7 protein-coding genes are annotated in these 7,148 nt (G+C 75.6%); 3 read left to right on the forward strand and 4 right to left on the reverse strand.

From position 1 onward, the window contains the following. Positions 1–23 precede the first annotated feature (23 nt). The 3 genes from lspA (at position 24) to C892_RS28970 (ending at position 2,784) form a co-directional block, all read left to right on the forward strand. Positions 24–779, forward strand: a complete 756-nt coding sequence (lspA, locus tag C892_RS32265) for a signal peptidase II (RefSeq protein ID WP_017557850.1) — start codon at positions 24–26, stop codon at positions 777–779. Continuing rightward, a complete protein-coding gene (locus C892_RS0114825; RefSeq protein ID WP_017557851.1) occupies positions 776–1,702 on the forward strand; it encodes an RluA family pseudouridine synthase in 927 nt (308 codons plus the stop codon). Before lspA ends, C892_RS0114825 begins: the two co-directional genes overlap by 4 nt. 152 nt (positions 1,703–1,854) lie before the next feature. After that, positions 1,855–2,784, forward strand: a complete 930-nt coding sequence (locus tag C892_RS28970) for a LysR family transcriptional regulator (protein WP_051060545.1) — start codon at positions 1,855–1,857, stop codon at positions 2,782–2,784. 602 nt (positions 2,785–3,386) lie between these two features. On the opposite strand, the gene C892_RS0114835 is transcribed toward C892_RS28970, so the two are convergent. The 4 genes from C892_RS0114835 to C892_RS0114850 all read right to left on the reverse strand — a co-directional run bounded on the left by C892_RS0114835 (position 3,387) and on the right by C892_RS0114850 (position 6,966). Continuing rightward, entirely contained in the window at positions 3,387–5,072 is a 1,686-nt protein-coding gene (locus tag C892_RS0114835; protein ID WP_017557853.1) for a thiamine pyrophosphate-dependent enzyme, read from the reverse strand. Positions 5,073–5,254: 182 nt separating this feature from the next. Further along, on the reverse strand, positions 5,255–5,572 hold the full coding sequence (locus C892_RS0114840) for an AzlD domain-containing protein (RefSeq protein WP_017557854.1): 318 nt from the start codon (positions 5,570–5,572) through the stop codon (positions 5,255–5,257). After that, entirely contained in the window at positions 5,569–6,330 is a 762-nt protein-coding gene (locus C892_RS0114845; RefSeq protein ID WP_017557855.1) for an AzlC family ABC transporter permease, read from the reverse strand. Before C892_RS0114845 ends, C892_RS0114840 begins: the two co-directional genes overlap by 4 nt. Positions 6,331–6,477: 147 nt before the next feature. Then, on the reverse strand, positions 6,478–6,966 hold the full coding sequence (locus tag C892_RS0114850) for a hypothetical protein (RefSeq protein WP_017557856.1): 489 nt from the start codon (positions 6,964–6,966) through the stop codon (positions 6,478–6,480). Positions 6,967–7,148: the final 182 nt, after the last annotated feature.

The raw sequence follows: 7,148 nt of genomic DNA on the forward strand, positions 1-7,148 counted from the left end.
CCTCCGGGGACGGAAGACGAACGGTGAACGGATCCGCCGCGACCAAGCCGCGGCGGTTCGTTCTTGTGGCGGTGGTGGCGGCGGTCGCGCTGGCCCTGGACTTCGCCACCAAGGAGATCGCGCTGGCGCGCTTCGCCCCCGGTGAGAGCGTCGCGGTGGTGGGGGACCTCCTCCGCTTCACCCTGGTGTTCAACCCGGGGGCGGCCTTCTCCATCGGGACCGGCATGACGTGGGTGTTCAGCCTGATCTCGATCGGGGTGGTCGTCTACATCATCGTGATCGCGCGGCGGTTGCGCTCCCTGGCCTGGGCGGTGTCGCTGGGGCTGATCCTGGGCGGGGCGGCCGGGAACCTGGTGGACCGCCTGTTCCGGGCGCCCGGGCCCTTCCACGGGCACGTGGTCGACTGGATCCAGCTGCCGAACTGGCCGGTGTTCAACCTGGCCGACTCCAGCCTGGTGGTGGGCAGCGCCCTGGCGGTGCTGCTGGCCTTCCGCGGGGTGAACATCGACGGCACCCGGGAGGCCGGCAAGGACGACTCCGCGTCCGACGCCGGTGACGCCGACGCCGCCGACGCCGGCGGCGTCGGCGGTGACACCGGGGACGGCGGCGAGCGCGCCGGCGCGACCGGTGGGAACGGCACCGCCGGCACCGCCGAGGACACCACGATCGACCACGGCACCGGCGCCACCGGAGGGGACGGCGCCCCCGGGGCCGGGGCCCGCGCGGCCGGCGAGCCCGCGGCCGCCGACCGCGACGAGGCAGAAGGGGACGCGCGATGACCGACCACCGCAGCATGCCGGTTCCGGACGGGCTGGAGGGCGACCGCCTGGACGCGGCGATGGCGCGGCTGTTCGGGCTCTCGCGCACCCGCGCCGCCGAGCTGATCGCCGAGGGGAACGTGCAGGTCGACGGGGCCGAGGCGGCCAAGTCCGACCGGGTCAGCGCCGGGGCCTGGCTGGAGGTCGCGCTCCCTCCGCCGCCCACCGCCCCCGTCCCCCGGGCCGAGACGGTGCCGGGCCTGCGCATCGTGCACGAGGACGCCGACATCGTCGTCGTCGACAAGCCCATCGGCGTGGTCGCCCACCCCACCGTGGGCTGGACCGGCCCCTCGGTGCTGGAGGGGCTGCTGGCCATGGGCGTGCAGCTGGCCACCAGCGGGGCCGCCGAGCGCCAGGGGATCGTGCACCGCCTGGACGCCAACACCACCGGCCTGATGGTGCTGGCCAAGAGCGAGACCGCCTACTCGGTGCTCAAGCGCGCCTTCAAGGAGCGCACGGTCGACAAGCGGTACCACACGCTGGTGCAGGGCCACCCGGACCCGCTGCGCGGGACCGTGGACGCCCCGATCGACCGCCACCCCTCCGGCGACGGCCGCTTCGCCGTGGTCGCGGGCGGGCGCCCGTCGGTCACCCACTACGACACCACCGAGGCGTTCCGCGCGGCCAGCCTGCTGGAGATCAAGCTGGAGACCGGCCGCACCCACCAGATCCGCGTGCACATGTCGGCGCTGCGCCACCCCTGCGTGGGCGACCGGCTCTACGGCGCCGACCCGACCCTGGCCGAGCGCCTGGGGGTGAGCCGCCAGTGGCTGCACGCGGTGCGGCTCGGGTTCGACCACCCGACCGAGGGGCGACCGGTGGAGTTCGAGAGCCCCTACCCGGACGACCTGGCCAAGGCCGTGGAGATGCTGCGCGAGGAGTAGTCCGGCGGGGGCGCCCACAGGGCGCCCCCGTTCCGCGCGGCGGGCGGCGCCCGGCCCCGGGGAGGGGGCGGGCCGGCGAACATCTCAGTCCGTGGACGTCGAACCGCTCACAACCGCTTCGCAGCGGGCGTTCCCGGCGTTAGCATCGCTTCATGCTGAGCGTGGATCGAATGCGCGTCCTGCACGCCATCGCGGCCAACGGATCGCTCACCGGGGCCGCGGAGGAGCTCCACGTCACCAATTCGGCCGTCTCCCAGCAGCTGAGCAAGCTGGAGCGGGAGGTCGGCCAGCCGCTCGTGGAGCGCAACGGGCGCGGGATCCGGCTCACCGAGGCCGCCGAGGTGCTGGTCGAGCACACCGGGCAGATCCTGTCCCTGGTCCGCCAGGCCGAGGCCGACCTGGAGGCGCACCGCGACGCGGTCATCGGGCACCTGCGCCTGTCGTCCATCGCCACCGCCGCCCGGGGGCTGGTGCCGCACGCCCTGGTCACCCTGCGCGAGAGCCACCCCCGCCTCGTGGTGGAGCTCAGCGAGCAGGAGCCGCAGGACAGCGTCCCGGCCGTGAGCCGGGGCGAGGCCGACATGGCGGTGGTCGTGGACTGGACCGGCGCCCCGCTGCCGCTGCCGCGCGGTATGGAGCGCACCCCGCTGACCGAGGACACCGCCGACATCGCCCTGCCCGCCGGGCACCCCCTGGCGCACCGGGGGCTGGTGGCCCTGGACGAGGTGGTGGACCTGCCGTGGATCAGCTGGCCCCGCGGCGGCGCGTGCGGCCAGTGGCTGCACCAGATGATCAGCGCGCAGGGGGCCGAGCCGCGGATCGTGCACACGGCCGAGGAGCACCAGACGAAGCTGTCCCTGGTCGCCTCCGGGCTGGGGGCGGCGGTGATACCGCGCCTGGGGAGGGGGCCGGTGCCTGAGGGGGTGCGGCTGGTGCAGGTACAGCCGGCACTGGTCCGGCAGGTCTACGTGTTCTGGAACGCCGACGCCGCGAGGCGGCCGGCCATCAGCGCGACCGTCCGGGCACTGCGCGAGGCGGCCTGCCGAATGGAGCCGGGGACGGTGAGCGGTCGGCCCCAGTGAGGGAGGGGCCTGACGAGCGCCACCGAGTGCACGGACGCTGGGGCGCTTCTCGCGTAGGGGAGCCGTGCCCTGCCCTGCCCACCCCTGCACACGGTGGGCCGAATCCGTGGCTGCGGTGCCGGCATCCGTGCCTGCGAAGACGGCGGTCCGCGCCAGCGAAGCCCGTCTCCACCATCGCCGAGACCACAGTCCCCGGTCGCGATCCCGCCCCCGGTTTCCGCCCCGGGGGTGAGCCGCCGCGTCGCCTGCGGTACGGGGCCGCCACGGTCGAAGGGCACCGGCACCGCCCACCGGATGGTCGCCGCGCGAGCGGGGTGCCCGCTGGTCTCACCGGTCCTGGCGCGAGTCTCGTTCTCAGCGGGCCATCGCCGGTCGAGCCTGGGGCCGGCCGCCGGGCCTGGTCGCCGTGTCTCCTGTGGGGCGCGGTCGGCAGTGCCGACGGGCGCGGTCGGCGCCCGCCGGGCGTTGTCGGGTGTTGCCGTGCCAGCGGTGCGATCGCCGTCCTCACTGGCCGTGTCTCGGACTTCGTTTCTGTCGGCCATCGCCGATCGGACCCTGGGGAGCGGTGTCGGCCGTCCCCGGGGCCCGCATCGGTACTCCCGTCAGCCGCGGTCGAGCAGGCCGGACAGGGTCGCCCCCGGGCTGATCACGTCCGGGTCGGTCCGGGCGTCGATCAAGGTGGGCAGATCCGCCTCCACCGCCTCGGCCAAGGCCTTCTCGAACTCGTCGGGCGTGTGCGCGGTGGCCCCTCGCGCGCCCAGGGAGCGGGCGTACCCGGCCAGGTCCAGCGGGCCGCCGATGTCCACCGCCGCGGTGCGCCCCATCTCCTTGGCCTGGTGCATCGCGATCGTGCCGTACAGCCCGTTCTGGAACACCACCACCGTGACCGCCGCGCGCACTCGCACCGCCGTCTCCAGCTCCTGCCCGGTCATCAGCGCGCCGCCGTCGCCGACCGCCGCGACCACGGTGCGGTGCGGCTCGACCAGTTTGGCCGCGATCGCCGCCGGCACCGCGTAGCCCATCGCGCCGCTGGTGGGCGCCAGCTGGGTCCGGGGCTCGGTGAAGTGCCACCCCCGGTGCAGGAACGCGGCGAAGTTCCCGGCGTCGTTGGTCAGCACCGTCTCGGGCGACAGCACCGCGCGCATGCGCTCCACCACCGCCCAGGGGTGCATCCGCCCGCCGGGGTGCGAGGCGGCCCCCGGGTCGGGGACCGTGGTCGCCTCCCAGGCCGCGTGCGCCGGAGCGAAGTCCCGGTAGGGCGCGGTCAGCGGGGACGCCGCCAGCGCCTCCAACGCGCGCCGGGCGTCGGCGACCAGGCCGGTCCAGACGCCGGCGACCGCCCCCACCTGGTCGGGGTCGATGTCGATCTGGGCGACGTGCGAGTCCACCACCCGCGCCCCCGGGGCGGGGAACCGGTAGGCCTGGGTCGTGACCTCGCTGAGCCTGCACCCCACCACCAGGATCGCGTCCGCCTCCTCGAGCGCGCCCAGCACCTGGGAAGGGCAGCCCAGGCCGAGGTGGCCCAGGTAGAGCGGGTGGTCGTTGGGGAACACGTCCTGGCGCCGCCAGGAGGCGTACACCCCGGCCTGGAACCGCTCGGCGACCCGCACCAGTTCCTCCCGGGCGCCCCGCGCCCCGCCGCCGGCGATGATGACCGGCCGCTCGGCCCCGGCCAGCCACCGGGCCAGGCGGTCCCTCTCCTCCTCGGCCAGGGAGGGGCGCGGGGGGAACGTGCCGGGAAGGGGGCCCAGCGCCCCGGCCGGTTCGCCCCACAGGTCGCCCGGGACCGCGATCGCGACCGGGCCCGGGCGGCCCGAGGTGGCGATGCGCAGCCCGCGCGCGGTCGCCTCCACCAGCCGGTCGGCGCGCGTCACCGTCGTCGACCACTTGGTGACGGGGGCGTAGAACGCGGTGAGGTCCACCTCCTGGAAGGCCTCCCGTCCCAGGCGGTCGGACTCCACCTGGCCCAGGAAGACGATCATCGGGGTGGAGTCCTGCATGGCCGTGTGCACACCGACCGCCAGGTTGGAGGCCCCGGGGCCGCGGGTGGCGGCCGCCGCGGCGGGGAACCCGGTGAGCTTGCCCTCGGCCTCGGCCATGAACCCGGCGCCGCCCTCGTGGCGGGTGGACACCAGCTGCATGTCGCTGCGCCGGTCGATGGCGTCGGCCAGTTCCAGGAAGCTCTCACCGGGGACGGTGTAGCAGCGCCGCACATGGGCGGCGGCCAGCAGTTCCGCGACCGATTCGGCGGCGGTGGGCCCAGCGGGCCCGGTGGTCTCGGGGGGCACGGTCGTCCTTCCGTCGTCGCAAGGCGCCAGAAGGCGGGGGCGGTGGGCCGCCCCCGCCGGTCACCTGCATCCTGCCCCAGGGGGCGGGGAACGTCACCTCATCGGGCTCCCCGTCCCCCGTCCCCCGTCCCCAGGCGCGGCGCGCACGCGGCCCCGGCCGTGCACCGGGCCTGCACCGGGCCTCAGCCGATGCCGAGGGCCCGCAGGGCGGCCGTGGTGCCCGCCGCCGCGGCGACCACGACCAGGAAGGGGGCGCGCAGCAGCAGCGCCGCCGCGGCCGCCGCGACCCCGGCCAGGCGTGCGGTGTCGGCGGTGAGCGCGGCCCCGCCGTCGGAGAAGGTCTGCACGGCCACCAGCGCGGCGAGCAGCGCCACCGGGACGGTCATGGCGAACCGGCGCACCGCCGGGTGGTCGAGCAGGCGGCGCGGGGCGGCCAGCCCGGCGAACTTGAGGGCGTAGCAGCCGACGGCGGTGACGGCGATGGCGGTCCAGAGGGTCACGGCCGCACCTCCGTGTCCGCCCCGTCGCCGGTACCGCCGCCCGCTCCGCCCGCGCCGTCGCCGCCGTGGTCCGTCCCGGGCGCGTCCGCCGGGGCGCCGGCCAACGCCTGCGAGGCCACTGGCGCCTCCGGACCGGGGCCGATGAGCGCGGCCGCGGCGGCGATGAGCACCGGAACACCGGGCGGGAGCACCGGGACGGCGGCCAGCGCGACCACGGCGCCGGCGCCGGCGACCAGGCGGGTCCTGCGGCCTTCGCGCAGCCGGGACCAGAGCAGGGCCAGGAAGATCGCCGGCCCGACCGCGTCCAGCCCGAAGGCCGAGGTGTCGCCGACCCGCTCGGTGGCCAGCGCGCCCGCCAGGGTGGTGGCGTTCCAGAAGACGAACAGCGCGGCGAAGGTCGCGGTGAAGGCGGTGCGCGCCTCGTCGGGGGTGCGCTGGGCGAACGAGGCGGCGGCGGTCTCATCGATCACCCCGTGCGCGGCCAGGGCCCGGCGGGCGCCCCGCCAGCCGAGGACGTCGGCCAGGCGCAGGCCGTAGAGGGTGTTGCGGGCGCCCAGGAGCAGGGCCCCGGCCGCCCCGGCGATGACGTTGCCGCCTCCGGCGACGACGCCGATCAGCGCGAACTGGGAGGCGCCGGTGAAGGCGAGCAGGCTCAGGGCGCAGGTCTGGGCGACGGTGAGTCCGGCGGCCACGGAGGCGGTGCCGAAGGCGACCCCGGACACCCCGACGGCCAGGCCGATCCCCAGTGCGTCGCGCACCGGGGGAGTGAGGGCGAATGCTGACGTGTTCACGCCGGGAACGCTACGGAGCGCGGGAGACCGGGGTCTTGAACGTAATTGCGCCTCGGGGCCCGTGCGGTGGTGCGGTGGCGGTCCGATGGCCCAGGGCGCGCGCGTGGAGGCCCCTCAGAGCGGCCATTCAGCGCGGTAGTACTTCTCCAGGGCGGCGTCGTCCCCGAAGACGGTCGATCCGGTTCCCATGCGCTCGTTCGCGTCTGCGACAGCGGTGGCCAGCGCTCCCCAGTCCTGCGGGTGGACACGGTTTCGGCGCACGATCACCGGGCCGTGGGACGCGCCCTCAGGGGCGAGGACGATGGCGTTGTCATGGACGGCGAACCGCTGCCCCGGGCCGGGGGCGAAGGGGCCTCGACGTCTGAGGGGGGACCGGCGGGTCAGGGTGTTGGTCGCCGGGACGTATTCGCAGGCGGGCAGTCTGGCCGTCAGAACCGCCAAGGCGATGTTGACCGCGCCGCCGACGATGAACACCGCGCCGTCGATGGACGCCTCGGTTCCCAGCCAGACGATCCCCAGAAGCAGCAGGGGTACGCCTATGACGACGGTACGCATCGTCTCGCAGGGGTGGTGCCGGGCGTGTACGGGGCCGGACGACGCCATATGTGCTCCTTCGGGCGGGGGAGATCCGAACGGGCGAAGGGGGCCGGCGGCCGCTGCTCGTGGCGGCCGTTCAGGTCGCAGGGGCCCGTTCCGAGGGCTCGGGGACCGCGCCCAGGATTCCGCGCTGGAACGCGCCCGGCGGTACACCCGTGCGGCGTTTGAAGTGGCGGGGGAGGTGGGGC

The organism is Nocardiopsis baichengensis YIM 90130, from assembly GCF_000341205.1.
Lineage (GTDB): Bacteria > Actinomycetota > Actinomycetes > Streptosporangiales > Streptosporangiaceae > Nocardiopsis_A > Nocardiopsis_A halophila.

What these genes read in the sequence shown, in the direction of transcription:
- C892_RS0114825 (WP_017557851.1), top strand. Translation starts at nt 776, where the DNA reads ATGACCGACCACCGCAGCATGCCGGTTCCGGACGGGCTGGAGGGCGAC.
- C892_RS28970 (WP_051060545.1), top strand. Translation starts at nt 1,855, where the DNA reads ATGCTGAGCGTGGATCGAATGCGCGTCCTGCACGCCATCGCGGCCAAC.
- C892_RS0114850 (WP_017557856.1), bottom strand. Translation starts at nt 6,966, where the DNA reads ATGGCGTCGTCCGGCCCCGTACACGCCCGGCACCACCCCTGCGAGACG.